We start from the raw sequence: 26,579 nt of genomic DNA, 5'->3' as shown, positions 1-26,579 counted from the left end.
TCCATGGGCATGTTGGCCGTTCTTATTACCCATGCATGTGGCCCGTCCTTGTTTCCCACCGCCTTGCCCCTTTATTCTCAGATACGGGCAAGACGGGCAGGGCAAGCTATACCAGAAACAGGGTCGCGGTGCCCAGAAAGGCGAAGATCCCGACCACATCGGTGATGGTGGTTAAAATAACGCTGCCAGCCAGAGCAGGGTCAATTTTCAGCTTTTTCATCACAATAGGCAGGGTGGCGCCGGCGATGGCGGCCGCCAGCATATTAATCATCATCGCAAAGGCGATAATCGCGCCCAGCATGACGTTTTGTTTCCACAGCGCAATGACCGTGGCAATCAGCACTGCCCAAATCATGCCATTTAAAAAGCCGATGGCGATTTCTTTGCTTATCAGCCATCGCGAGCTACTGGGGTTTACATGCCCCAGGGCCATCCCGCGAATCACCAGGGTCAGCGTCTGGTTACCGGCCACGCCGCCCATACTGGGAACGATGGTATTTAATATCGCCAGCACCGCCAGCTGACTTAAAGTGGCTTCAAACAAATCGCTTACCATAGCCGCCAGCAGCGCCGTGAGCAGATTAACCCCCAGCCAGACCGAGCGGCGCTGAGTACTTTGCCATACCGGGGCGAAAGTATCTTCTTCATCATCCAGACCGGCCATGCTCATCATAGAGTGTTCGGCATCTTCGCGGATAATGTCCACCACGTCATCAATGGTAATACGGCCTACCAGTCGATAATTATCGTCCACTACCGGCGCTGAAAGCCAGTTATAGCGTTCAAACAAGCTGGCAACTTCATCATCAGGCATGTTCACCGGGATCGCCTGGGCTTCCTCATCCATAACCTCTACCACTTTGTCGTCGGGGGCGGCGGTGAGTAAGCGCGCTACGGGGACCGAACCCACCAGATTATCGGTACGGTTTACCACATAGAAGGTATCGGTATTTTCGGGTAAGTTGCCTTTCAGGCGGATATATCGCAACACCACATCTACGCTCACATCGGGACGCAGGGTGATGGTGTCGGTATTCATGATAAAGCCGGCGGTTTCCTCGCCATAAGACAAGGCCTGTTCGGCCCGTAGCCGATCCTGGGTATCCATCGACTGTAAAATATCGCGCAGAACTTCGTCAGGCAGACTGCTCAGAGTTTCTGCCAGGTCATCGGTGTCCATTTCTTCCAGGGCATCGACAACATTATGTGGCATCATTTTAGAAATAATGCCGTTGCGCACTTCTTCAGACAGTTCCTCTAAGATATCGCCATGGGCATCACCGTCTATCAGCTCCCACAGCTCATCCCGGGTCTTGGTGGGGCTGGATTCGAGAATAAGTGCCACATCAGAAGGGGGGAACTCGTGCAGCATCTTGCGCACCGACACAAAACGGCCATCCGCCAGCGCCGCATTCAGCGTGCGAAGCTGGCTCTGTGCAAATTTTGATTCTAGCGCTTCTGCCACAAATAAAACCTTATTAAGGAAACATAATCCTGATGCAGAACAAACCCCAGCAGGTTAAGCGGATACCGCGCCCGCATTGTTTATTCTGGTTGCAGCGAAAACCTGCACCTACTTACCCAGGGCGATACCACCTCACTTTCAGTGGACATGCCGCCCGGGTTATTCTGCCTCGTTAAATCTGCCGACAATAAGCGCTTCGATAGCACTCATGGCCGCTTCGGCATCCGGGCCTTCACACACTACTTTGACCTGCTCACCCTGATGGCTCTCCAGCATCATCAGCCCCAGCACACTATGGGCCTCGGCGCTTTTCTCTTCTTTTATCAGGGTGATTTGGGCATCAAACTGATTGGCCAGTTGCACCAGCTGCGTCGCCGCGCGGGCATGCAAACCCAGCTTATTCACAATAGTCAGTTGTTTTTCGACGGTCATTCTTTGTTGAGCTCCCGATGACGTATCTGCACATCCGGATGAATGTCACGGAATGTTTTGGCCAGGGTTTCTGACACAAATACTGAGCGATGCTGACCACCGGTGCAGCCGATAGCAACGGTCACATAACTGCGGTTGTTGCGCTCCAGGTGCGGTAACCAGGTGGTGATCAGATTCTGTATCTGCCAGATGAATTTGGTGACAATGGGCTGGGCGCCTAAAAAGACTTCCACCGGGCCGTCCAGGCCGGTTAAATGCTTCAAATCCGGTTCCCAGTGGGGATTAGGTAAAAAGCGGGCGTCAAACACATAATCAGCGTCTTTAGGAATGCCGTGTTTAAAGCCAAAGGATTCAAATACCAGCACCAGTCTGGAGCTTTTTTTACCCAGTATTCGTTCACGAATAAGCTCAGCCAACTGATGAATCGACAATGAGTCAGTATCAATGTATAAGTCAGCGCGCTCGGCGATGGGGGCCAGTAGCTCCCGCTCAGTATGGATCGCTTCGGCCAACGACTTTTTCAACCGGGCCAATGGATGTAACCGGCGGGTTTCGCTGAATCGTTTCACCAGAATATCATCACTGGCATCAATATAAACGATGGTCATGGACCAGGATTCGGGCAGGTAATCGAGAATTTCAACCAGTTCGGTAGGATCTTCAGGCAGATTTCGAACATCAATGCTTACTGCCACCTGGTCAAATTGTTCTGACACCGAGTGCGTCAGGGCAGGCAGTAAATTGACCGGGATATTATCAACACAATAGTAACCCAAATCTTCCAGGGCCCGCAGTGCTACTGACTTGCCAGACCCGGAACGACCGCTGATAATAATAAGCTTCAAAGCGCTGCTCCATGATATACGCGTTAGCGAAGGATGTTATTGTAAAGCGGCGAAAATGTCATCACCTGTTTGCGCCCGGCGAATGGCTTTTACGGTATCTTTGTCGCTGAGTTTCCCTGCGACCATGGCCAGGGTCTGTAAGTGACCTTCGGTTTGTTCCTCTGGCACCAGCAGGGTAAAGAAAATATCTACAGGTTTGTTGTCAATGGCATCAAAATCGATGGCAGGATCACTGGTCACCACTATGGCAATCACCCGGTCCAGACCCGGTAAACGGCCATGAGGTAACGCAATGCCGTTACCAATACCGGTGCTGCCCATTTTTTCCCGGGACATCAGGGCGTTCATGACCGCAGTTTCATCCACTTCGGGATTGTTGTCAGAAGCGATGCCACTGATGACTTCCAGAATACGCTTTTTACTATTGCACTGGACCGCACATTTTGTGCGGTCCAGGCTTATGATGGCTTGTATATCCATAGTGACAGACTAATGTTTTTTCAGTTTTTCCTTATGCTTGATAACCTGCCTATCCAGTTTATCGACCATGCTATCAATGGCTGCATACATATCGGTATTTTCTGACGAAGCAAAGACTTCTGCTCCACTTAGGTGAACCGTAGCTTCCGCTTTCTGCGTTATCTTTTCCACGTTCAAAATAACATGAACATTGGAAATATGGTCAAAATGGCGCTCCAGCTTACTGAATTTTGTATCGACATAATTACGCAAAGAGTCAGTGATCTCAATATGATGACCAGTAAGATTGATTTGCATAGTTCGCCTTCCTTATTGTGAGCTAGCCTTATTAAATCAGGCTTTTGCGTTGGTTCGACGGTGGGATCGATAACGATTCCCGATATTTTGCAATTGTCCGCCGGGCAACTTTTATTCCTTGCTCGGCCAACACATCTGCAATTTTGCTATCGCTAAGTGGCTTGCTGGGTGTTTCAGCCGCCACCAGCTTTTTAATCAGGGCCCGTATGGCGGTGGAAGAACACTCGCCGCCAGACTCCGTAGCCACATGGCTTGAGAAGAAATATTTCAGCTCAAAGATACCACGAGGGGTGTGCATATACTTCTGGGTCGTGACCCGGGAAATCGTTGATTCGTGCATGTCCACCATCTCGGCAACATCATTCAGCACCATGGGCTTCATCATCTCGGGCCCATGTTCAAAAAAGCCCATTTGTTGCTGCACAATACAATTCGCCACCTTCAGCAGCGTATCATTACGCGACTCGAGGCTTTTGATAAACCATTTTGCTTCCTGCATATGCGAACGAATAAACTGCGAATCACTGCTGTTGCGAGCCCGCCGGCTCATCGCAGCGTATTGTTGATTTACGCTCAGTTTTGGCAAACTGTCCGGATTTAGCTCTACTGACCAGCGGCCATTCTTTTTGGCTACCGACACATCCGGAATCACATACTCAGGTTCTTTGGTGATCAGCGCACTGCCAGGACGAGGATTCAGGGTTTGCAGTAACCGCATAGCCTCTCGCAGCTGATCTTCTTTGAGCTTACTTTTGCGCATCAGGGTGCGGTAGTCTTTACTGCTCAGTAAATCAGAGTAATCCTCAATCAGGCTGCGGGCTTCTTCCAGCCAGGGGGTATCAGGGGCAAACTGGCGTAATTGCACCAGCAGACATTCCTGGGGAGTGCGTGAGCCGGAACCTAAAGGATCAAACAACTGGATGCGCTTTAACACACACTCCACTTCATCTTCTTCCACCGGCTCTTCGGTTTCATCGCTGTTCACGCTTTGCAGAATTTCTTCCACCGATACAGTCAGATACCCTGACTCATCAATTGAGTCGATAATCGCCATCGCGATGGCGCGATCTGTTTCTGAAAAGTGGGTGAGGCGCATTTGCCACAGCAGGTGAGCCTGAATGTCATCAGTGGTTTCACCCTGAAATACCTGGTCTTCGTCACTGCCAGGCCCCGGAGCCGGGGCTGAAGAGGCGGAATAATACTCATCCCAGGTGCTGTCGATAGGCAGCTCGTCCGGCAAATCATTTTTCTCCAGCGCTTCGCCAGAGTCCATGTTGTCACCGGCCGTAGCGGAGGCCTCGATATTGTCGGAATCGCTGTTGCTGTCCTGGTTGTTTTTCTCTGCCCCGTCGTTGTCACTACTTTCATCTACTTCCAGCAAAGGGTTTGAGTCCAGCGCTTCCTGAATCTCCTGCTGAAGGTCGAGTGTCGACAACTGCAATAGCCGAATGGCCTGCTGCAGTTGCGGGGTCATAGTTAACTGTTGACTAAATTTTAGCTGTAAAGATGGTTTCATCTACGTCTTATTTTAAACTCGGGTGCATGTGTAAGTTTTCCGGTGAAACACCGGGTATAAGATCATCCCTAATACCCACACTATAGCTTGAATTGTTCACCAAGGTATACATCACGCACTTTCTGGTTGCTTAATACTTGCTCCGCACTGCCTTGCGCGATGAGCTCTCCATGACTAACGATGTAGGCTTCCTCACATACATCCAGGGTTTCCCGTACGTTATGGTCGGTAATGAGGATCCCAATGCCCCGGTCACGTAAATGCTGAATAATCTTTTTTATATCATTGACTGAGATTGGATCAACACCGGCAAATGGTTCATCCAACAGAATGAACTGCGGATTAGCGGCCAGTGCCCGGGCAATTTCCACCCGTCGACGCTCGCCGCCGGACAAACTCATACCAGTACTATTACGTATATGGTTGATATTAAATTCATCAAGTAGGGCATCAGCTTCTTCTTCACGTTTTTGTGAATCCAAATCGCTGCGGGTTTGTAAAATCGCCATGATATTTTCGTGAACTGTCAGTTTTCGAAAAATAGAGGCTTCCTGCGGCAGGTAGCCAATCCCCTGACGGGCACGTTCATGCATCGGCTGATGCGTGAGTTCGTTATCATCGATGGTGATTTTGCCTTTATCCAGCGCGACCAGGCCCACAATCATGTAAAACGTGGTGGTTTTACCTGCGCCGTTGGGGCCAAGCAAACCCACAATCTGACCGGTGGATACCGACAGACTGACATCCAGTACCACCTGTCGGGATTTATACGATTTTGCCAGGTTCCGGGCTGTCAGTGTTGCCATACTTATTTGTCACCTTGCGTATCATTCTTACCGTCGGTGTCACCCTGCTTGTCCTCAGACTCATCACTTAATTTTTTTACCGCCTGCGGACGAAATACGGTGGTGACCCGGCTATCATCATTGCCGTCACTGCTGGTCGCCATCAATTGTTCTTTCATCATGTCATAAGTAATGCTGTCGCCACTGACCATGCTGCTATTTTGTTTTATCTGGGCATTACCGCGCATGGAAATGGTCCGTTTATTCACTTCATAGCGAAGTTCATTGGCTTGGGCGGTGACCTTGCTGCCATCATCCATGGTTTGGGAATAGCGGGCAGGTTTGCCGCGGGCAATCATAATTTCTTTACCTTCACCCTGCTTGGCATTGACCTCAACCTCATCGGCTTCGATGGTCAGGGTGCCCTGGGTAATCAGCACATTGTCTTTGAAGCGGGTGACTTTATTTTTGCCATCCATAGACTGGGTACGTGCATCCACGGTGATAGGTTTTTGAAAATCAGCACTGCCGGCCATAACCGGTGTCGCAAAGCACAATATTGCCAGCAGACTAGCTGCCAGGGGAAAACGTTGTCTGTACATGATCAATCAACTCATACTGTTGTGAGCTAAGGTCGCCCTTTATGCCATTACTGTTTACAACAAATTCTGTTCCGCGAATCACCACAGGCTGATCCGAAAAGAGCGTTTTGTCATCCAGATTTATTTTTATGAAGTCGGTTTCGATGGTGCGCACAAATTCATTTGATTGCAGATTACGAACCCTTACTTTCGACTCCAGCTCGATAAGATTATTATTATACAGCGTACCCTCATTTGCCGTGACCTGCCAGGGGGTCTGTCCCTGGTTCAGATACACCGTATATTCAGGCTTTTGGAACAATACAAAGCCAAGCTGATCATAATGTTCCATGGTTTGCGCAAACACCCGATGATTCAGCGACCCGCTATCGTCATACAAGGTAGTAGTGATGTTTTTGGCGGTATACGCCGGTTTAAGTACATCTTCTTCAGTCTGCCCAATGGTGTTGTCGGTCTCGCTCATCCATACCGGCATATACACCAGTAATACCAGCATAAACAGCGACGCGATACTGATCCCAAGGCGACTCACACGCTGGCTCCATGAATTTGCTGAAGCTTACCGTGGGCCTGCAAAATAATATCGCACAGCTCCCGCACGGCGCCGAACCCACCGGGTTTGGTCAAAACCCAATTGGCGGCAGCACAGACCTGCGGATGGGCGTCCCGCACCGCAATTTTGGTGTCGGCATATTGATACATTCCCAAATCCGGTACATCATCGCCAATGGCCGCCACCTGCGCCGGGCTCAGTCCAAGTTCGGTGCACAAGCCGTGCAGGGCACTGGCCTTGTCTTCTTCGCCCTGAATAATATGTTGCACACCCAGGGCCTCCATACGGTTTTTTACAATGGAGGAGCTGCGCCCGGTAATGACAGCAACTTGGATGCCACTTTTTACCACCGCCTTCAATCCGTAGCCATCCCGGGTGTGAAAGGCTTTGAGCTCTTCGCCATCGTTACCTAGGTAAATGCGGCCGTCAGAGAAAACCCCATCCACATCACAAACCAGTAACTTCAGTTCTTTCAAACGGTTGAAACTTTTTTCTTCCAACATGCCATACAGCGTTACGGTATGAGGCATTATAAAACTCCTGCTTTAAGTAGCATGTGCATATTAAACGCGCCCACCGGATGCCGGTTTTCATCCACCACCATCAGGGCAGTAATACTACAGGCCTCCATGGTGTTAAGTGCTTCTACGGCCAGCTCTTCCGGACCAATGGTTTTGCCATTGCGGGTCATCACCTGGTCTATGGCCAGGGTATGAATATCTGCTTTGCTGTCTAACACCCGGCGTAAATCGCCGTCGGTAAATACCCCGCAAAGCTTGCCGGTATTGTCAGTGATACCGGTCATGCCCAGCCCCTTGCTGGAGATTTCAAGCAGTGCCTGGGTAATGGTGGCGTGTTGGGACACCAACGGCAAATCCGGGGCAGTCAGCATAATATCTTTAACTTTAAGCAGTAATTTACGGCCCAGACTGCCGCCCGGATGCGAGAGCGCAAAATCATCCGAGGTAAAGCCCCGTGCATCCAACAGCGCAATGGCCAGCGCATCGCCCATCACCAGGGTGGCCGTAGTACTTGAGGTTGGCGCCAACCCCAGTGAGCAGGCTTCTTCGCCCACACTGATATCCAGCACCACATCGGCATGCTGGCCCAGGGTACTGTGCTGGCTGTTGGTCATGGCAATAACCGGAACATTTAAGCGTTTTACCACCGGTAGCAGGTTGATGAGCTCGGCGGTTTCACCAGAATTGGAGATCGCCAGCAATACATCTTCCTTGCCAAGCATGCCCAGGTCACCATGATTGGCTTCTCCCGGATGCATAAAAAAAGACGGAGTGCCGGTACTGGCCAGGGTCGCCGCAATTTTATTGCCAATGTGGCCGGATTTGCCCATGCCACACACCACCACCTTACCACGGCAGTGATACAAGTAGTCACAAGCCTTGGCGAATGCTTCATCAAGCCGGTCCGCCAGGGCCGTAATGGCTCGGTTTTCAATGGCAATCACCCGGCGTGCAGATGCTAAAAATGTCTCATGCATGGTGTGTTATCTCACCCAAATAACCAAAATTGGTACCCTAAAAAGCACACCAGCAATAAGCTGCCTTCCAGTCGGCCAATTTGTTTTTTACCAATAATACTGAAACTAAAGAAAAACAGCAGCGCTGTTAAACCAAACATAACGTACATGTCGCGATTGTAAACATCAGGGTCGATGAGCCCCGGGGCAATAAGCCCTGGCATACTAAGTACCGCCAGCAGGTTAAAGATGTTAGAGCCGATAATATTACCCAGCGCGAGATCGTCCTCGCCTTTCATTACCCCGGCAATACTGGCCGCCAGTTCTGGCAGGCTGGTACCCAACGCAATAATGGTCAGGCCAATGACCAAATCACTGAGCCCAAAATATTTAGCAATATAGACCGCCGAATCCACGATAAAATGCGCACTCAGGGGCAACAACACCAGACCCACGCCAATCCAGAGTACTGCCCGGCCGGTGTTTACATCAGAAGGGATTTCGTCCACGGTTTCGGCCATCAGCGGATCCGATTTTTCGACATGCAGTGACAACCATGCCATCCCTGCCAGCACAAAGATAAACATGCCAAACAGAATCAGACCCTCTACATGAGCCAGGCGGCCGTTAAACAAAAAGGCCATGGCAATAAGCGTGATTACAATCAGCGCCGGCATTTCACGTTTTAGGGTGGTAGATGACACCACCAGCGGCTTTACCAATGCGGTAATCGCCAGCACCAGGCCAATATTTGTGATGTTCGAGCCTAACGCGTTACCCACCGCAGTGTTGGGGGCCCCATTGACTGACGCCATGGCAGCAACCACAATTTCGGGGGCGGAGGAGCCCATGGCCACAATAGTAAGGCCTATCATCATGGGGGAAATACCGATGTTCTTGGCCAGGGCAGACGCGCCGTAAACAAAACGGTCAGCCCCCCAGCTCAGTACACCCAGTCCGGCAACAAATATCAGAACCTGTAACAGCACGCGTAATCTTAATGGTTGGGAATTTTATAAGATTGTCTCAGAATCTACATCTTTTGCCTATGGTTATGTTTTTTGCCGACTTTTATCAAAGATTCATATTCCGGGAGCGTCTTGCAATATCTACACGTTGCCAATGCTATCCACTCAAATGGGGAGGCAGTAACCCGGTATGCAGGTGTGAGGATACATATGGCAGAGGCGGGCGGACGGTAAACACAATCAAAGTGTTTAAGCATCTTCGAGCGCTCGCAGACGCTGGGAAAAAGTACAACTACATGAATCATATATTTTTTCCACAATATTGCAGAAGTTCGGGTGCAACCTGCGGTATCATAAATAGGTCATTCAATATTGCGATTTTGTAATATTTCAGAGATTGGCGCGGTCATTGCTGGTACCCACCATAGTATTACCACGGGCTGCCCACAGCTTTTGGCTTGTTGAACACGTCACCGAAGCAGTAGTAGGGGAAATTATTGGTGGCGGCAATTGTTCGATATTATCGAACATACTCTGTAACTATTTCCTTTTGGACGGATTTTGAAAAAAGCGTACAATATAAAACTACACTGCTTAGTAAACTTTATTGCTCATTTGCGGTGTCACTTCAGTGATGTCTGCGTCAGCTCTCGTTAAGGATCCCTCAGATTTTTTAGTATGGATAATATAGTCGATATAGACAATATGACGTTCAGTCGTAGCGACCGGGTCATTTATAACGATATCTCGCTTAAAGTGCCCAAAGGTAAGATCACTGCGGTCATGGGCCCCAGCGGTATTGGTAAAACCACCTTATTGCGCTTGATTGGTGGTCAGTTGACCCCGGACTCCGGCGATATTCGCTTTGCCGGCGAGTCCATTGTGGCAATGAGCCGCAGCAAGTTGTATGAAACCCGTCGCCGCATGAGCATGCTGTTTCAAAGTGGTGCGTTGTTTACCGATATGACGGTGCATCAGAATGTGGCGTTTCCGCTCAAAGAACACACCCGCCTGGACAGCGATATCATCGATACCATTGTGGCGTTAAAGCTGCAGGCGGTCGGTCTGCGCGGAGCGGCAAAAATGATGCCCAGTGAGCTTTCCGGCGGCATGGCCCGGCGTGCTGCGTTAGCGCGTGCCATTGCGCTGGACCCGGATTTGATTATGTACGACGAGCCATTTGCCGGACAGGATCCGATCTCGATGGGAGTGCTGGTAAAACTGATTCGTCAGCTAAACGATGCGTTGGGGGTGACCAGTATTGTGGTAACCCATGATGTGAAGGAGGTGCTCACCATTGCCGATTATGTCTATATTCTGGCCGATCAGAAAATCATTGGTGAAGGCTCCGCCGAGCAAATTCGCAACAGCGACTCGCCACTGGTTCAGCAGTTTTTGCAAGGCGAAGCCGATGGCCCGGTGCCCTTTCATTATCCGGCGGACGCGTTAGACAAAGCGTTGTTTGGAGAAAAATTATGAATCCGATTCAGGCATTAGGTGCAGGCGCCATCGCCAGAGTGTCGTCCATTGGCCGGGCGGGGCTGATGTTGTTCGGAGCCATCTTCGCGCTGCCCCGACTTAAGAATGTGCCGCTCACGCTACAGCAAATCTATGTGGTCGGGGTTCAGTCTCTGTTAATTATTGTGGTGTCAGGATTATTCATCGGCATGGTAATGGCCCTGCAGGGTTATACCATATTGGTGGATTATGGCGCAGAAGGCAGTCTTGGCCCGATGGTAGCGCTGTCGTTGTTAAGAGAATTAGGGCCGGTGGTTACGGCCTTACTGTTTGCGGGTCGGGCAGGCTCGGCACTTACGGCCGAAATCGGCCTGATGAAAGCCACCGAACAATTGTCCAGTCTGGAAATGATGGCGGTGGACCCGCTGCGAAGAGTGGTGTCGCCACGTTTCTGGGCCGGGTTTGTGTCAATGCCGATGCTGGCAATTATTTTCAGCTCGGTTGGCATTTTAGGCGGCCACCTGGTCGGGGTTGACTGGCTGGGCGTGGATGCAGGTAGCTACTGGTCACTGATGCAGTCATCGGTAGAGTTTGGCAACGATGTGGTAAACGGGATTATCAAAAGCCTGGTATTTGCCCTGGTTGTGACCTGGATTGCCATATTTAAAGGGTATGATTGTACGCCCACCTCAGAAGGAATCAGCAAAGCAACCACGCAAACCGTGGTGTATTCGTCGTTGGCAGTACTGGGGCTGGATTTCATTCTGACCGCCCTGATGTTCGGAATTGAGTAGGGGAACAAAATGAACAAGTATAAAGCGGAACTCATGGTTGGAGTGTTCGTCTTATTTACCATTGGTGCGCTGATGTTGCTGGCATTAAAAGTGGCCAACCAAACAATGGCGACCCAGAGCGATACGTACACCCTATACGCTAAATTCGACAATATCGGTGGCTTAAAAGAGCGTTCGGCCGTGAAGGTAGGTGGCGTGACCATTGGCCGTGTTACCTCAATTTCGTTAGACAAAAAAGACTACACGCCGGTGGTCGAGCTCAGCATTTTGAATAAATACCGTGAGTTTCCTGAAACCAGCTCGGTATCGATTCTGACCTCAGGATTATTGGGGGAGCAGTATGTTGGGTTTCAGCCAGGCTTTTCTTTCGACGGTATTGCCAATTTGCAGGACGGTGATTATCTGCAAGACACCAAGTCGGCGCTGGTACTTGAAGATTTAATTGGTCAGTTTTTGTTTAGCCGTGGCAAGGATGAAGAATAACCTTGCCGGCAAACACCCCGTATTCGTAATTTTTAGGAGAGATGTGTGAAAAAATTAATTGCCCTGATTGGGATGGCGACCATGCTAATTGCAGGTTCAGTAAATGCCCAGGAAGTAAATGAAGAAAATCCGTATAAAATGATTGAGCAGGTGGCCAACCAGACATTTGACCGCATCAAAAACAATCAGTCATCATTGAAGGACAATCCGGAACAGCTGCGAACCATTATGAAAGAAGAGCTGCTGCCGTACACCGATTATCAGTTTGCTGCTTTTAAAGTGTTAGGCAAGCATGCCGCCTCGGTCCCCCGTGAAAAGTTGTCTACTTTTGTACAGGTGTTTCGTGAGTATCTGATCACTACCTATGCGGTCGCGATGAGCTATTATGACAATCAGGAAGTGGTTTTTGAGCCAGCTTCTGATGTAGGCGACAGCACTTATGTGGTGGTACGGGCCATCATTAAAGACCCGAACCGCCCTGAAATCAAAGTGGCATTTAAAGTACGCAAGAGCAACAAAACCAACGAATGGAAAGCTTTTGATATGGTCGCTGAAGGCATCAGCATGCTCGACAGCAAGCGTAGTGAATTTGAATCCATTATCCGTCAGCAAAGCATTGATAAAGTGATTGAGCTGATGCGTGAAAAAATCGACAATCCATTGGAAATGAAAAAAGAAATGGATGAAAAGCAGGGACCGGCGTGAGTCTGTTTCAAGTCAGTGAACAATCAGTGGTAAGTATCCATGGTAACCTTGACCGTGATACGCTTAGTAAAAACTGGTGGTCATTGTTGACTGACAAACAACAGGCACAACTGCAGCAGGCTAAGACCAGCGTCTTTGATTTGGCGGATGTTGAGCGAGTGGACAGTGCCGGGCTGGCCTGGCTTATCAATGCTATTCGCGATGCAAAAGCCCACAATATTGCCGTGACCCTGACTGATCTACCAGACAAACTTATGAAGCTGGCTAAAATTAGCGACGTGGATCGCCTTTTGCCTGTAGAATAATTCTTATTTCATTAAAAAGAGCAACGAAGTTTATGGATGTAGCCGAAATCGAAGCCATTTTAAAAGATGCCCTGAATTTGACCGAAGTTCATGTGAAAGGGGACGGCTCTCATTACACCATCATCGCAGTCAGCGATGAAATCGCCCAGCTCAGCCGGGTCAAACGACAGCAGGCTATCTATGCACCGCTGTCAGATAAAATTGCGGATGGCAGCATGCATGCCATCTCCATCAAAACCTTTACTGAAGCCGACTGGCAGCGAGAGCGTCAGTTTCATATTCCGCAATAGATCAGGCCTCCAGCTGTGGACAAACTAGTCATAAAAAAATCTCCGGCGTTGCATGGTGATGTACGTATTTCCGGGGCAAAAAACGCGGCGCTGCCGCTACTGATGACGGCCTTGCTTACCGAGCAGCCGTGTCGTTACACCAATGTACCTGCGCTTCGCGATATCAATACCACCACAGCGCTCCTCGAAGAGCTTGGGGTCAAGGTAAGCCGCGAGCCTAATGAGGTTTATCTGACCGCCGATGCCCTCACCAGTGTTACCGCCTCCTATGAGCTGGTGAAAACCATGCGCGCCTCGATTCTGGTGTTAGGGCCTTTATTGTCGCGTTTTGGCAAAGCTAATGTCTCTTTGCCAGGGGGCTGTGCCATTGGCGCGCGCCCGGTGAATCTGCATCTGGCCGGACTGGAACAAATGGGCGCCACCATTGAGGTCGATGAAGGGTATATTCGTGCTCATGTCGATGGTCGCCTGCAAGGTGCGCACATCTTTATGGATATGGTGAGTGTTGGCGCCACGGAAAATCTGATGATGGCAGCCGCGCTGGCCGAGGGCGAAACTATTCTGGAAAATGCCGCCCGGGAGCCTGAAATTGTCGATCTGGCAAATTGTCTGACCGCCATGGGCGCGACCGTGACCGGCGCCGGTACCGATACGATTCATATTCATGGGGTTGAAACACTCCAGGGCTGTGACTATCGGGTGTTACCGGATCGCATTGAGACCGGCACCTTTCTGGTCGCCGCGGCAGTATCGGGCGGCAAGGTTCGGTGTCTGGATGCTGCGCCTGAGACCCTGGAAGCGGTGCTCAACAAGTTGCGTCAGGCGGGGGCAAAGATCACCTGCGGTAAAGACTGGATTGAGCTGGATATGGAGGGGCGTAAACCGGCGGCGGTGCAGGTTAAAACAGCCCCACACCCGGCGTTTCCTACCGATATGCAGGCTCAGTTCGTGACCTTAAACTGTATCGCGGAAGGCACCGGTGTCATCACTGAGACCATTTTTGAAAATCGCTTTATGCATGTGCCGGAATTGCAACGGATGGGCGCTGAAATTGCCCTGGAAGCAAATTCTGCGGTATCGAAAGGCTCTTCATCGTTGAAGGGCGCACCGGTAATGGCGACCGACTTACGCGCCTCTGCCAGCCTGGTGATTGCCGGGCTTATTGCCGAAGGCGAAACCCACGTCACCCGCATCTATCATCTTGATAGAGGCTATGAGTCCATCGAAGAAAAACTTCGGGGACTGGGCGCGGATATACGTCGGGAAAAAGAGTAACCTACAGGGCGCTTCGGCGTCCTTTTGTTGCTTCTTCTCAAACAATAGTCAGCATTGGGGCGTCAAAGGTTAGCCAGAAGATAACTGATTGACGCTTTTTATACCTTCTTCCTCATACTTTTTTGTTAGTATTAAATCATCCGACCCCGATTAACCGGTGATCACGCCACATTAGGGTAAAACGGGCCAAAGTTTCTTTAGAATACGGCGGTGGGGTTGCTCAAAATTTGACCGGAATGTGTTGCATTTACATTCTGTTGATGCATCTTTGAAAAAATAAAGTATACTTTCGTCAAACTTCAACCATGGTGGCGATGAAGGGTATCACTCACAATGATGATGGCCTGTTCTGGCAGGAAGCCAATTACATTAATTCAGCGATGGTTGTCGAATCTGCAAACGCAAGTATGAGGTTGTAAAACAAACAAATGAAGGGAAAACTGGGTTTGAATCAGGCTATTCGTCAATTGCGTCCGTTCTTGTCACTGCGGCGCTCAATTCCTACGGTATTATTTGCCATGATGGTTAGCACCATGCTGTTTATCGGCGAGCCTCCCTATGCCATGGCGGGGGAGACCACGACGACGATATGAAAACGGCCCAGCGTGAACAGCAGCGCGAACAAAATCAGCGTCATCGTTTAGAGTACGACAACAGCATAAAGCACGACAATAGCATTTAACTTCAGTTCTGCTTAGCACCACACCTGCCAGTACCAAATCCTACAACTTTATCGTTTTGAACCCGGGCGCCACAATCCCGTTCGCAGCTTACTATTGCTACTGAGAAGCGCTGCTGAGAATGGCTGTTGATAACAGCCGCTGAAAGCAGCTCCAGTAGCGGCTCGGTCACTATGCGCCCAGTTCTGCCACCGTTACTGTGATATCAATACTTTCGCCGTTACGACTTATCTGCAATTCTAACTCAGTGCCCGGACTGGTTTCGGCAATCATATCCAGGGTTTTGGCTGCGCTTTCCAGGGTGACCCCATCAATGGCCATGATAATGTCATTGGGCCGAAGACCTGCCTTATCGGCCGGGCTTTGTTTGGCGACTGCGGTCACGATAACGCCCGGACGGCCGCGAATTTCGCCGCCGATAAAACCAAGCTGACCACGTACGACCTTACCATTGGTAATGATCTCATCCATCACCCGACGCGCCAGCTCATAGGGCACTGCAAAGTTAATCCCGTCGACATTGCGCACCCCATTGCGGGAATCTCTTACCTGAAAATTAGCATTGGTGATGCCGACCAGGGTGCCACTTGAGTCTACCAGGGCGCCGCCAGAATTCCCCTGGTTAAGCACCGCGTCGGTCTGAATAAAATCGACAAAATTGGATAAGCCATTTCTGCCAGCCCGGCTGACCATGCCGTGGGTCACGGTTTGACCTAAATCAAAGGGGTTACCAATGGCCATAACAATATCGCCCACATCCACATCCTGTTGTTCAGCCTGGGGGATTTTATGCAGGTTTTCACCCTTTACCTTGAGCACGGCTAAATCGGTGTAGGGGTCGGTGCCCACAATCTGGGCATCTAAAATCTGGCCATCCTGAACCGCCACCAGAATACTATCAGCATCCTCTACCACATGATTGCAGGTCAGAATATAGCCAGACTCGGTCATGATCACACCGGAGCCTAAACTGGTTCGTTCCCGGGGCGGCTGCGGTAAATACCCACATCATTTTCAATACTGACACTGTAGATGTTCACCACCGCAGGCGCCGCGCGATTAATCGCCTGACTGTAACTTTGGCGGGAGGCCGTCACCGACTGCGGGTTAAACCAGCCTGAAGGGGTGCCTTGGCCGGTGCGCAGATTCGGCATCAGCAATAGCATCAATGCCGCCACGAAGACGCCCAGTATTACGGATTTAATAAGAAAAGAAAGAATTTGCCTGCCAGCCACGGTGATGTCTTATTGTTGAGCCTCCAGGATAACCAGGGGAGGGAGGCAAAATTTGTTATTAAACAAAGAATAACATCGATGAAAAAGATTACCAAAAGAATCTGGCCGGCCGTGTAGCGGCGCGGCTTACAGTAGGGTTTCAGGCAAAAAAAAGCCACTATAAAAAGTGGCTTTTATTGAGTAACGACAAGGAACGTCAAATTAACGAATCAACAGGTACAGGGTAGAATTGCCGCGTTTCACATTAAGGGCTATCACACCCTGAACTTCATCCAGCGCATTTCTGAATTCTGACACCCCGGTGACCCGGTTGCGGTTCACGCCCACAATCACATCATCAGGTTGCAGGCCAATGCGCGCCGCAGGGCTGCCACGTTCCAGTTCCACCACCTCAACGCCCTGATTGCCGGCAGTATCAGTGCCATTCGCCAGCTCGGCACCTTGTAGGGCCGGGTGAATTTGTGCTGCCGTAACTTTGGTGTCTGCCGCATCATCTAATACCACGGCCACCTTCTCAGTTTCGCCTTTGCGTAGAATCGACAGCTCGACCTCAGCGCCAGCCCCATACTCGAAATGCGGGCAGCTAACTCACGAAAGCTTCGAATGGTACGTCCATTAACGGCGGTAATAATATCTCCGGCCTGGAGTCCGGCTTTGTCGGCCGCAGTATCCGGCTGCACCTCACTAACAAACGCGCCTTTATTCACTTCGGCTTCCATGGCATCCGCCAGGCCGGCATCCACATCACTGCCCAGAATGCCTAACAAACCACGACGGACTTCGCCGTATTCAGCAATCTGATCCACCAGACTTTTCATCATATTACTGGGAATGGCAAAACCAATGCCGACATTGCCACCGTTAGGGCCGAATATCGCCGTGTTGATTCCAATTAACTCGCCGCGCAAATTGACCAGCGCGCCACCAGAATTGCCCCGGTTGATTGCCGCATCGGTCTGAATAAAGTCTTCGTAGCCACCAATGTTCAGGCCAGAACGCCCCAGCGCACTGACAATGCCGGAGGTGACCGTTTGGGTCAGCCCGAAGGGATTGCCGATGGCAATGGCATAATCGCCTACCCGAATTTCATCGGAGTTGGCAATAGGCAGGTCGGTCAGATCATCCGGTTCAATTTTAAGTAACGCAATATCGCTTTGTTCATCGGCGCCAAGCTTTTTAGCTTTAAGCTCTCGGCCATCTTTTAGCTTTACGGTAATTTCATCGGCATTATCGACCACATGGTTATTGGTAACCACATAGCCTTTATCGGCATCGATAATCACACCAGAGCCTAATCCTTTAAAAGGCCGTTCCTGAACCTGTTCCTGGGGGCATTAAAAAAATAACGGAACATCTCAGGCACCTGACGGCGTGCAGTTTGGGTACCTTCTACCGCAATACTGACCACTGCCGGGGTGGCTTCTTCAAGCATCGGTGCCAAAGACGGCATCTCTTGCTTGCTGTCACTAAAAAAGGGCAGGCCTGCCTGGGTGGTGGCGCTCATCCCCAGTGAACTGGCGACGACCGCAGACACCAGCGCGACCTGACGAAAAGATTTATTCATATTCGCTTACACTCCTCATGATAATTGCGAAATATCTATTCCCCAAAAAGACACAAAAAATGCGTAAAAAGTTCTATTTATTCTCTTTTTCTGCGGTAGACGACTCAATAGTGCCGACAAATAAGCCCGATCCCGTATTGGCAAAATCTTTGGGTTGGGTGCTGTGAACCGAAGTTACCGAGGCTTTTTCACGTCCTTTGATATTGTTACGTAGGTAAGTTGCAGCGTGCTCACCATAAAAGGGCACCGTTTCTTCTTCCCCGGTCCCCTGTTTCAGCAGGCTTTCGTACTCTTCAACCTGGGCTCGCAACGTCTGACACTGCGCTTCGATAGCTTCGACCGTCTGGCGGGTCTGGTACAGATGATGTTCGGCCTGCTGATTTAAAATCTCTTTTACATTTTTTTCAGCCTGTTTGACCGACTTGTTGCCAGCCTCTTTGGTATAGACATAGCGAGCCACAAAAAAACCGATAATTAAACCGACCAGAAGTAGGGCAACAGGAATTAGTACATCCATTGAGTTCTCCGAAAAATACAATCTGTCGGACATCTTCGGGTGAAGTGCCGACGATACATTTAATACTAAAACCGACTATACCAAGTTCAACAGGGTTTTGTGTACACATTTGCAGTCTTACCAGCAGGTTATCGGTTTGCCCTGCCTGGGCTTACTGCAAGCATAAAGACCGGACTGAACTTTTTAACGTCGGTCAGGAATAAGGTATAATACGCCACACGGGTGCTGGTCAGGGGCAGCGCTTTAGTTTAACCCTTACTTAGGTTTTGACATTATGTTCACTTTTGGTGCTTTTCAAGTGCCAGATGTGGAAAATATGCCTGAAACGGCCGCTTTATTTTATCAGGAGATGTATCCTTCATGACGCCATGGGAAAAATACCAGGAAGACTTGTCTCAACCTGAGTTTTTGCACGACACCGCCCAGGAGAATGCTGTTAAGGCATTACAGCGCTTGTATGATGATCTGCTGGAGGCACCGGCACCCGACAAAAAAGGCGTTAAAGCCAAAATCAGTCGTTGGTTTGGTCAGCGTGACGACAGGGTGACCCCCGTTACCGGGCTGTATTTTTATGGTGGGGTCGGGCGCGGCAAAACCTATCTGGTGGATACCTTCTACGAATGCCTGCCCATAGAAAAGAAGATGCGGGTCCATTTTCATCGCTTCATGCATCGAATTCATGATGAATTAAAACAGCTTCAGCAAAAATCCGATCCGCTAAAGCTGATTGCCGTCAAGCTCGCCGAAGAAACCCGTATTATTTGTTTTGATGAGTTTTATGTGTCGGACATCACCGATGCCATGATTCTGGGGACCTTGATGGAAGAGCTATTTGGTCATGGTATCGCGCTGGTAGCCACCTCCAATATTATTCCCGATGAGTTGTACAAAAACGGGCTGCAGCGAGCGCGCTTTATTCCGGCGATCAATCTCATTAAGCAACATACCGAAGTTATCAATGTTGATAGCGGAGTAGACTATCGTCTGCGCACCCTTGAACAGGCTAACATTTATCATCATCCGCTGGATGACGAGGCGAATGAGAACCTGCATTCGTATTTTACACAGCTGGCCCCGGAAAAAGGCACCGAAAACGAAGCTGTCGAAATCAATAATCGCCAGCTAAAAACCTGCTATAACGCCGACGGCGTAATGATGATTGAGTTTAAGGAAATTTGCGAAGGCCCCCGTAGCCAAAGCGATTATATCGAGATAAGCCGGTGCTATCACTCAGTGCTGGTGGCCAATGTGAAAGCCATGGGGCAGAACAACGATGACACGGCCAGGCGCTTTATTGCCATGGTTGACGAATTTTACGAACGTCATGTTAAGCTGATTATATCCGCCGAAGTGGCAATGAATGACCTGTACCGGGAAGGACGGCTGTCATTTGAGTTCAGGCGCTGCCTAAGCCGCCTAAAAGAGATGCAGTCACATGATTATCTGGCCACGGAACACCTGCCATAAGCTGACTAGCCAGCTTTACGGTTTATCAGTAAACTGCACAAAAATAAGCGATTGTTGCCAGCTGTAATGCGCAGCGGCATAGCCAAAAAAGAGAAGACGTCTAATGGGTAGAGCATTTGAAGTAAGAAAAGCCGCGATGGCCAAAACCGCCGGGGCAAAAACCAAAGTATATTCAAAGTACGGCAAAGAGATCTATGTGTGCGCAAAAAATGGTGGCGCAGATCCTGAAACCAACTTGTCACTGCGCCGGTTAATGGACAAAGCCAAAAAAGACCAGGTGCCAGCGCATGTTATTGACAAGGCCATCGACAAAGCCGCCGGTGGCGCGGGCGAAAATTATGAGCCGGCGCGCTATGAAGGGTTCGGCCCGGGCAATTGCATGGTGATTGTGGACTGTCTGACTGATAATGCGAATCGTACCATTACCGATGTACGCAACTGCTTTACCAAAACCGGCGCCAAGATTGGCGGTCAGGGTTCGGTGTCACATATGTTTGACCATCAGGCGGTTTTTCAGTTTGCCGGGGATGATGAAGATGCGGTACTGGAAGTCTTAATGGAAGCCGATGTCGATGTGACGGATGTAGAAGGTGAAAATGGTAAAATTACCGTCTATGCCCCGCATACCGAATTCAACAATGTGAAAACAGCGCTGAATGCGGCGTACACCGACCTAACCCTGGATACCGAAGAAATCACCTTCATTCCGCAAACCGAGACGCAGATCAGCGAAGAAGATCTGCCTATGTTCGAAAAGTTTATGGACATGCTGAACGACTGTGACGATGTGCAGGATATTTATCACAATGCCCAGTTACCGGAACAGGCGTAACACATGAAAGATGTTTTACGTTCTTAGACGGTGCGGTCCTATAGCCAAAGCCCGCTTTCAATAGCGGGCTTTTTGTTTTCAGTGAAATTTCTCCTCTCTTTAGACCCTGCGGCGTTAAATCCAAAAACGAGGGCAAGAGTAAGAATTCGTATTTAGTAAGGTTTTAGTTAGTTCTCTGAACTGTACAGTTGTAACTACGATGTGGTATCTCAAGATAAACTGACTTATATGATTAAAAAAAACACTGACCATATGATCAGTGTTTTCAAAAAATTAACTGCCTTAAGTTAAACTTATTTTTTATATTTACGAGAAGCCAGGCCCAATAAGCCTAATGAAAAAATGACTAATGTTGAAGGTTCAGGAACATCAGTGGTTTGCACATTTGTAGCATAATGAAGAATATTTTGTCGTAATTCGAAGGCGTTTGGCGTCTGGAAGTTTGAAGTAGTCATACCACCGAAAACAGCGTAACCAGTGCCGTAAAACATATCACCTAGTACAATATCTGAGGTCAGCTCGTCAACAATAAGTGCGTTTATCTCTAGACCAGAAACAGCACCATGAGAAAAATACGTCCCTTGAAAGTTGCTACCTGTTGAGCCATAAGGGCCTTCAAAAATCGCGTGAGCAGGGTTAACACCGTAGACATCATTGTCGTATACAGGGTAGTGCAAACTAACGCCAAAACCAAAATCCATTCCATCGCCTTCATTTGGTGCCGCATTAATAAAAATACGTCCGCCGCCAAATACCCAATCCTGCATGGCCGTTGAGTTAGTATTGATAAACAGCTCTAATGCATCAGCATTTAAATCACTGCCTTCGAGGTAAATAAAGTCATTTGCGCTAGAAAATAAGTTGGTTACATTAATGCTTTCAAATGTACTGTCTGTCCAGTTTCCCGCGCCAAATACGCCATCCAGAGCGGCTTCATTCGTCGTTTCGCCCCAAGGGTTACCAGCATCGGAGTCCAGGTATACGACATCTGCATTAGCTATCCCGCCAACAGTTAAAGCAAAGCTTGCAAGTACACCTTTCAAAAGTTTGTTTTTCATTGTTTTTTCCTTTTCAATCCGTTCCATTAGTGCTTAGGCTTATCTAAAAATACAAAAAAAGTATTAGCAAAAAGGGGGCCATTAAAAAACTATAAAAAATACAGTAGTTTAGAGAAATGTAACATTTCAATTTTTAAGTTGTGTAAAGGAAGCTGACATTAAAATCGCTAAATAGGGCTAATTTGAAAGTTAGCTTTAACAAGGACTTCATTGTTTTGCGCAAGCCGGACCAGGGTATTTACGCCTGAGATTAACCATTTCTGCCTATTCATGATGGCTTACAAATTTTCAAGGTTAGAGAAAAGACTATCCAGGTGAAAAGGCTCTTCGATGTTGTGGATGTCTCAATTATGGTCAAAGCTTGCACATCTAGTAAATTTTAAACCCATGAGCTTTAGTTTTTTCTGTCTGATAGATTTACTTTTTGAGATAGCGAAATGGCTGGCTCAGCATCGAGGACAATCGGGTTTCTTCAGGCTGGGTGAAGTATTCCAGCCCATAACGGGTGTTTGCTTCAGGAGGCCGAAAGGTGGCGAACAGGCGGTCCCAGAAGGAAAACATATTTCCGTAGTTGCTGTTGGTAAACCTGGCATCGTGGTGGTGATGTACCGCATGTAGCGCAGGGGTAATAAAAACAAAGGATAAGTAATGCTCAAACCATGTAGGAAAGTTGACATTAAGATGCTGAAGTGGCTGAAACATGGCCGAAATTGAGACATAGGTTACCAGGACAATTAACGGCACCCCCAGTAACGAGGCAATGCCCAGTATGACCAGATAAGTGACCACAATTTCAAAGGGGTGATGACGAAAGCTGGTGGAAAGGTCAAGGTATTCATCGGAGTGATGAACTAAATGCAGACGCCAGAATAGCCGCAAACGGTGATCAATACGATGTTTGCAGTAATAAATAAAATCCAGTAATAAAAAGTGCCCTGCGAAAACCAGCCAGTCAGACTTCAGGAATGTAAGCTCAGAGTTTAAGGAAGGGGTGGCCAGCACCTTATCTAACGGTAGCAACATCGAAAGGGGGTATAACAATAACAACCCCAGAACATACAGCACAAAGTTATTCAGGTAAGAGTGCTGCGGGCGTTGAACAGATGTTTTGGGATATTTAAACTCCCAAAACATCATAACAATAGTAAGAAAAATAAAAACATCGTACAAATTCAAAAATTATTTTTTCCGACTTTTTTTGAGCAGGTAAATTGCTGCCACGCCTGCACCGAGTAACGACAACATGCCCGGCTCGGCCACATCCACAGCAGGAACACCCGCAAATACCGGGGTGGAGACCACGCAGCCAGCAATAACAGCCAGAATGACAGATTTGGTGTTTTTCATCTTTGTTCCTCTTTTTTGTTTGGCACTTTGGTGTGAGCAATTATTGAACCATTTTTATATGATTGTTTTCTTTGTAGATTTTTTGACACCCTTTTTTGTTTGTAAAGAAAGCTGACAAATAATCGGTTAGGCAGGTTGGTTGGCGGTGTGGTTAAGCTGTAGTGGCAAAGATCGGATGGCTCTCACAGCACAGTGACATAAGCAGACATAGTTACGGATGTGCTCACGTAAGTGGGGTGGCAAGGTCATCATACCAACAGCCTTTTAGCTGGCAGGGCTGAAAAATCCGGTAACACAAATGTGGTGGGAAAATAAGCTTTTGTAACCGATGAAAAAAGAGTAATCTTTTATGGTGAGGGCGTAAGAATTTGCAAGGAGCGCGTATCGCTGAAGCTCATAGATTTATCTAATAACTGAATGCCACCAGACGGCGGACTCAGTCAGAATTAAGTAAAAACAATAATAATTAATAAAATCAAACAATGACCTCCAACCAATTTTTTTACAAATTCGCATGGATGCTGGCGGTACTATGGCTGTGTAATCCGCCCTTAGCAAAAGCCTCAGAGCCGGTTTTTGATACGCCCACGCAGCTGGATATGGACTATTACAGTCATCAGATTGCCACCCAGCCCGACGTGGTACTTGATCAGTTACTGCCGATACTTCAAAACACTAACCCGGCCCCCTCCCCACAGATAGAGATGCAAGCGCGCTACCTGGTAGCCCATGCATATCATTATTTATCTCAGCATAATGAGATAGAGGCAATTGCCAGTAAAGGCCTGACCCTGGCAAAGAATCACGGTAATAAAAAGTTTGAAGCCCGGTTTTTGGGGATGCTGGCCTTTGGCGCCCTCAATGCACAAAATATTGCGGTGGCAATGGACAGTGCTCAGCGCTCGATCGAGCTGGCGGCTTCCTACGCCCCGGATACATTGTTTCATGGGGAAGTGCTGCTATTGGCCGCGCGGGTTTTTTACGAGTCCGAAGCAATATCTAAAGCGCTGAAGGCCATGGTAAAAGCGAATGACATTTTTACCCGCCTCAACGATACTAAAAGCCGCTCGGAAGCGCTGGCCAGCATTGCGCTGATTTATGATGAACTGGGCCAGCCTCAGCAGGCGTTAGAGTACTACATGGAATCTCTGGCCCTGATCGATCCCGAAGAAAACCTGATAGAAGCATCAATTACCTATTACAACATCGCGCTGACCTACCGCAATACTGCTTATAAAGATAAGGCCAGAGTGTTCGCCGAAAAGTCACTTGAGTATGCCAATAAAGCCAGCGATGACGTGGGCGCCGCCTATGCATTATATGAACTTGCGTATCTGGACGAACAGGCACAGGCGTTTGAGCGCTCAATGGAGCGGGTCGATCAGGTTATTCCGGTGTTTGAGGAACATCAGATTACCGGCATGACCATCCTGAGCCATTTATTGCGGGCCCGCTTGCGGGCTCGGCAAAACCACCCGGGCTGGGAGGTAGACCTTGCTATTGCTGAACCATTGGTAGCAAAGGCCACCACCTTGAAGCGTCAGATTGCGCTAGTACGCTCCAAAGCCGTGATTCACGAATCGCTGGGTAATGTTACCAAAGCCCTGTCCCATTACAAACAATGGGTGACCCTGAACGAACAGCAGCTTGAAGATACCCAAAAACAATCGACCCGCCGATACCAGGCGATGTTTGAGCTCAATGAAGCGGCGGCTGAAAATAAATTACTTTCCACCCAGAAAAAACTGGCGGAGTCAGAGCTGGAAGCGAAAGAATTTCGTCAATGGGTGTTGATTATTTTATCGCTGGCCTTGTTAGTGGTACTGGCCGCAGCGATCACTGTATTGATGATACAGATTCGTACCAAAAAGAAGTTTCGCCGATTGGCACTGGTCGATGAGCTCACCCATGCCAGAAACCGTCGTAGCATCAGCGTGTATGCACAAAAAGCCATCCGCGCCGCACAGGCCAACCAAAGTCCGTTGTGCTTTGCCATGATAGACATCGATTTTTTCAAAGCCTTTAACGACAGGTTTGGCCATGATGTTGGCGATGAGGTATTGAAAAAGGTGGCTCAGACCATTACCAGCGAGCTGCGCGGACGGGATGCTTTGGGCCGTTGGGGTGGTGAGGAATGGCTGCTGGTGTTGCCGGACAGTAGCAGTGAGCATATCGGTAATATCTTTGAGCGAATTCAGACAAAGCTTACCACAATGGATCTGAAGGTGCCGGATGCGCCGGCCATTACGGTCAGCATGGGGTGTACCGATTTACACGCCAGCGATAGCACGTTGGAACAGGTGGTCAAACGTGCGGACGAAGCCTTGTATCAGGCCAAAGAAAATGGCCGGAACCGATTTGAAACCAGGGCCGCCTGAAGGCAGGCATCATCATTCACAAAGTTCTTTTTCGGCGTGTATCGCATTTACCATAGGCTTAAGGTAGAATGCGCCCGCGGAGTTGGCCAGGCAATCGCCGCCTTCTACTTGTTAGAAGGGGGAGGAAAGTCCGGGCTCCATAGGGCAGGGTGCCAGATAACGTCTGGGCGGCGCGAGCCGACGACTAGTGCAGCAGAGAGTATACCGCCTAAGCACATCAGTGCCGGTAAGGGTGAAAGGGTGCGGTAAGAGCGCACCGCGCGTCTGGCAACAGTTCGTGGCACGGTAAACTCCACCCGGAGCAAGACCAAATAGGATCCCATAACGTGTGGCCCACATGGGGATCGGGTAGGTTGCTTGAGCCAGTGAGCAATTGCTGGCCTAGAGGAATGGTTGCCTTAGACAGAACCCGGCTTATCGGCTAACTCCGCACCTTTTTATATTGGTGGTTAACTGCATTCGAGCTTAACCACATCTTCTACTTCATATCTCATGATAAGACTCGGGCCTCAGATTGGCAGTTTCAGCATACTTTACCCATCTTGGGTACAAAACAGCTCGGGTGTTTGCTTATTTTTTTAAAAATTCAACAGTGAATCTGCTCTTTTCATTGGCTAAAAAGTGTCCGGTTTTTTTACGCTTTATGTAAATAAAAATCAATATAAGTGTAAGTTGTTGTTAATGTTGCTCTTTATAATGGGTATCTTTTTTGCTTTACGGCTATAGCTGTATCAACCATGAATTTTGTGTCGTATTAAAATCGGAACTTTA

General features: G+C 48.9%; 27 protein-coding genes, 1 other RNA gene and 2 pseudogenes. 12 read left to right on the top strand and 18 right to left on the bottom strand.

The features are described from left to right. Positions 1-106 precede the first annotated feature (106 nt). The 12 genes from mgtE to IT774_RS13715 all read right to left on the bottom strand — a co-directional run bounded on the left by mgtE (position 107) and on the right by IT774_RS13715 (position 9,441). Complete coding sequence (gene mgtE, locus IT774_RS13770) at positions 107-1,465, bottom strand: magnesium transporter (protein WP_195810271.1); 1,359 nt, start codon at positions 1,463-1,465, stop codon at positions 107-109. Between the two features lie 159 nt (positions 1,466-1,624). Continuing rightward, complete coding sequence (locus tag IT774_RS13765) at positions 1,625-1,897, bottom strand: HPr family phosphocarrier protein (RefSeq protein WP_195810270.1); 273 nt, start codon at positions 1,895-1,897, stop codon at positions 1,625-1,627. Then, positions 1,894-2,742 carry an RNase adapter RapZ gene (gene rapZ, locus IT774_RS13760; protein ID WP_195810269.1) on the bottom strand — a complete coding sequence of 283 codons (849 nt, stop codon included), beginning with the start codon at positions 2,740-2,742 and terminating at the stop codon, positions 1,894-1,896. Before rapZ ends, IT774_RS13765 begins: the two co-directional genes overlap by 4 nt. Before the next feature lie 36 nt (positions 2,743-2,778). Continuing rightward, on the bottom strand, positions 2,779-3,222 hold the full coding sequence (ptsN, locus tag IT774_RS13755; protein ID WP_195810268.1) for a PTS IIA-like nitrogen regulatory protein PtsN: 444 nt from the start codon (positions 3,220-3,222) through the stop codon (positions 2,779-2,781). A gap of 9 nt (positions 3,223-3,231) precedes the next feature. Next, positions 3,232-3,519: a ribosome hibernation promoting factor gene (gene hpf, locus IT774_RS13750; RefSeq protein ID WP_195810267.1), complete on the bottom strand. Its 288-nt coding sequence runs from the start codon at positions 3,517-3,519 to the stop codon at positions 3,232-3,234. Positions 3,520-3,550: 31 nt separating this feature from the next. Continuing rightward, positions 3,551-5,035 carry an RNA polymerase factor sigma-54 gene (locus tag IT774_RS13745; RefSeq protein ID WP_195810266.1) on the bottom strand — a complete coding sequence of 495 codons (1,485 nt, stop codon included), beginning with the start codon at positions 5,033-5,035 and terminating at the stop codon, positions 3,551-3,553. 80 nt (positions 5,036-5,115) lie between these two features. Then, positions 5,116-5,841 carry an LPS export ABC transporter ATP-binding protein gene (gene lptB / locus IT774_RS13740; RefSeq protein ID WP_195810265.1) on the bottom strand — a complete coding sequence of 242 codons (726 nt, stop codon included), beginning with the start codon at positions 5,839-5,841 and terminating at the stop codon, positions 5,116-5,118. Between the two features lie 2 nt (positions 5,842-5,843). Further along, the gene (gene lptA, locus IT774_RS13735) at positions 5,844-6,422 is read right to left on the bottom strand and encodes a lipopolysaccharide transport periplasmic protein LptA (RefSeq protein WP_195810264.1); all 579 of its coding nucleotides are present in this window, start codon (positions 6,420-6,422) and stop codon (positions 5,844-5,846) included. Next, entirely contained in the window at positions 6,391-6,954 is a 564-nt protein-coding gene (gene lptC / locus IT774_RS13730) for an LPS export ABC transporter periplasmic protein LptC (protein ID WP_232364998.1), read from the bottom strand. The genes lptA and lptC overlap by 32 nt, the downstream gene beginning before the upstream one ends. After that, positions 6,951-7,505: a 3-deoxy-manno-octulosonate-8-phosphatase KdsC gene (gene kdsC, locus IT774_RS13725; RefSeq protein WP_195810263.1), complete on the bottom strand. Its 555-nt coding sequence runs from the start codon at positions 7,503-7,505 to the stop codon at positions 6,951-6,953. The genes lptC and kdsC overlap by 4 nt, the downstream gene beginning before the upstream one ends. Then, positions 7,505-8,473: a KpsF/GutQ family sugar-phosphate isomerase gene (locus tag IT774_RS13720; protein ID WP_195810262.1), complete on the bottom strand. Its 969-nt coding sequence runs from the start codon at positions 8,471-8,473 to the stop codon at positions 7,505-7,507. The genes kdsC and IT774_RS13720 overlap by 1 nt, the downstream gene beginning before the upstream one ends. 11 nt (positions 8,474-8,484) lie before the next feature. Next, positions 8,485-9,441 carry a calcium/sodium antiporter gene (locus tag IT774_RS13715; RefSeq protein WP_195810261.1) on the bottom strand — a complete coding sequence of 319 codons (957 nt, stop codon included), beginning with the start codon at positions 9,439-9,441 and terminating at the stop codon, positions 8,485-8,487. A 657-nt stretch (positions 9,442-10,098) separates the two neighbouring features. On the opposite strand from IT774_RS13715, the gene mlaF reads away from it, so the two are divergent. The 8 genes from mlaF (at position 10,099) to IT774_RS13675 (ending at position 15,323) form a co-directional block, all read left to right on the top strand. After that, entirely contained in the window at positions 10,099-10,899 is an 801-nt protein-coding gene (mlaF, locus tag IT774_RS13710) for a phospholipid ABC transporter ATP-binding protein MlaF (RefSeq protein ID WP_195810260.1), read from the top strand. Further along, complete coding sequence (gene mlaE, locus IT774_RS13705; RefSeq protein WP_195810259.1) at positions 10,896-11,672, top strand: lipid asymmetry maintenance ABC transporter permease subunit MlaE; 777 nt, start codon at positions 10,896-10,898, stop codon at positions 11,670-11,672. Before mlaF ends, mlaE begins: the two co-directional genes overlap by 4 nt. A 9-nt stretch (positions 11,673-11,681) precedes the next feature. Continuing rightward, a complete protein-coding gene (gene mlaD / locus IT774_RS13700; RefSeq protein WP_195810258.1) occupies positions 11,682-12,155 on the top strand; it encodes an outer membrane lipid asymmetry maintenance protein MlaD in 474 nt (157 codons plus the stop codon). Positions 12,156-12,200: 45 nt separating this feature from the next. Beyond that, entirely contained in the window at positions 12,201-12,860 is a 660-nt protein-coding gene (locus IT774_RS13695; protein ID WP_195810257.1) for an MlaC/ttg2D family ABC transporter substrate-binding protein, read from the top strand. Then, positions 12,857-13,165, top strand: coding sequence for an STAS domain-containing protein (locus tag IT774_RS13690; protein ID WP_195810256.1), 309 nt, complete (start codon positions 12,857-12,859; stop codon positions 13,163-13,165). The genes IT774_RS13695 and IT774_RS13690 overlap by 4 nt, the downstream gene beginning before the upstream one ends. Before the next feature lie 32 nt (positions 13,166-13,197). Then, positions 13,198-13,455, top strand: coding sequence for a BolA family protein (locus tag IT774_RS13685; RefSeq protein WP_195810255.1), 258 nt, complete (start codon positions 13,198-13,200; stop codon positions 13,453-13,455). 15 nt (positions 13,456-13,470) lie between these two features. After that, complete coding sequence (murA, locus tag IT774_RS13680; RefSeq protein WP_195810254.1) at positions 13,471-14,730, top strand: UDP-N-acetylglucosamine 1-carboxyvinyltransferase; 1,260 nt, start codon at positions 13,471-13,473, stop codon at positions 14,728-14,730. Between the two features lie 428 nt (positions 14,731-15,158). Continuing rightward, positions 15,159-15,323 (top strand): hypothetical protein, encoded by a 165-nt coding sequence (locus IT774_RS13675; RefSeq protein WP_195810253.1) that lies wholly within the window; start codon positions 15,159-15,161, stop codon positions 15,321-15,323. Positions 15,324-15,581: 258 nt separating this feature from the next. Here IT774_RS13675 and IT774_RS13670 read toward each other — a convergent pair. From IT774_RS13670 to IT774_RS13660, 3 genes and pseudogenes are all read right to left on the bottom strand, one after another. Then, positions 15,582-16,645: pseudogene (locus tag IT774_RS13670) on the bottom strand (trypsin-like peptidase domain-containing protein). Positions 16,646-16,846: 201 nt separating this feature from the next. Then, positions 16,847-18,209: pseudogene (locus IT774_RS13665) on the bottom strand (DegQ family serine endoprotease). A 73-nt stretch (positions 18,210-18,282) separates the two neighbouring features. After that, positions 18,283-18,726: a ZapG family protein gene (locus tag IT774_RS13660; RefSeq protein ID WP_195810252.1), complete on the bottom strand. Its 444-nt coding sequence runs from the start codon at positions 18,724-18,726 to the stop codon at positions 18,283-18,285. Between the two features lie 360 nt (positions 18,727-19,086). Between IT774_RS13660 and zapE the strand changes: the two genes are divergently transcribed. Both zapE and IT774_RS13650 read left to right on the top strand, forming a co-directional pair. After that, positions 19,087-20,193, top strand: a complete 1,107-nt coding sequence (gene zapE / locus IT774_RS13655) for a cell division protein ZapE (RefSeq protein WP_195810251.1) — start codon at positions 19,087-19,089, stop codon at positions 20,191-20,193. A 103-nt stretch (positions 20,194-20,296) separates the two neighbouring features. Further along, a complete protein-coding gene (locus tag IT774_RS13650; protein ID WP_195810250.1) occupies positions 20,297-21,025 on the top strand; it encodes a YebC/PmpR family DNA-binding transcriptional regulator in 729 nt (242 codons plus the stop codon). 293 nt (positions 21,026-21,318) lie between these two features. On the opposite strand, the gene IT774_RS13645 is transcribed toward IT774_RS13650, so the two are convergent. The 3 genes from IT774_RS13645 to IT774_RS13635 form a co-directional block, all read right to left on the bottom strand. Then, on the bottom strand, positions 21,319-22,083 hold the full coding sequence (locus IT774_RS13645; RefSeq protein ID WP_232364997.1) for a PEP-CTERM sorting domain-containing protein: 765 nt from the start codon (positions 22,081-22,083) through the stop codon (positions 21,319-21,321). Positions 22,084-22,500: 417 nt separating this feature from the next. Next, positions 22,501-23,148 (bottom strand): sterol desaturase family protein, encoded by a 648-nt coding sequence (locus IT774_RS13640; RefSeq protein ID WP_195810248.1) that lies wholly within the window; start codon positions 23,146-23,148, stop codon positions 22,501-22,503. Between the two features lie 114 nt (positions 23,149-23,262). After that, positions 23,263-23,430 carry a hypothetical protein gene (locus IT774_RS13635; RefSeq protein ID WP_195810247.1) on the bottom strand — a complete coding sequence of 56 codons (168 nt, stop codon included), beginning with the start codon at positions 23,428-23,430 and terminating at the stop codon, positions 23,263-23,265. A gap of 482 nt (positions 23,431-23,912) precedes the next feature. On the opposite strand from IT774_RS13635, the gene IT774_RS13630 reads away from it, so the two are divergent. Together IT774_RS13630 and rnpB are read left to right on the top strand one after the other, a co-directional pair. Beyond that, positions 23,913-25,808, top strand: coding sequence for a diguanylate cyclase (locus IT774_RS13630; RefSeq protein WP_195810246.1), 1,896 nt, complete (start codon positions 23,913-23,915; stop codon positions 25,806-25,808). A gap of 78 nt (positions 25,809-25,886) precedes the next feature. Further along, positions 25,887-26,241: RNase P RNA component class A (rnpB, locus tag IT774_RS13625), an RNA gene on the top strand. Positions 26,242-26,579: the final 338 nt, after the last annotated feature.

It is taken from the genome of Salinimonas marina (assembly GCF_015644725.1).
GTDB lineage: Bacteria > Pseudomonadota > Gammaproteobacteria > Enterobacterales > Alteromonadaceae > Alteromonas.
Note: the sequence above shows the minus strand (reverse complement) of the source record. Positions and strands in the feature narration are given on the sequence as shown.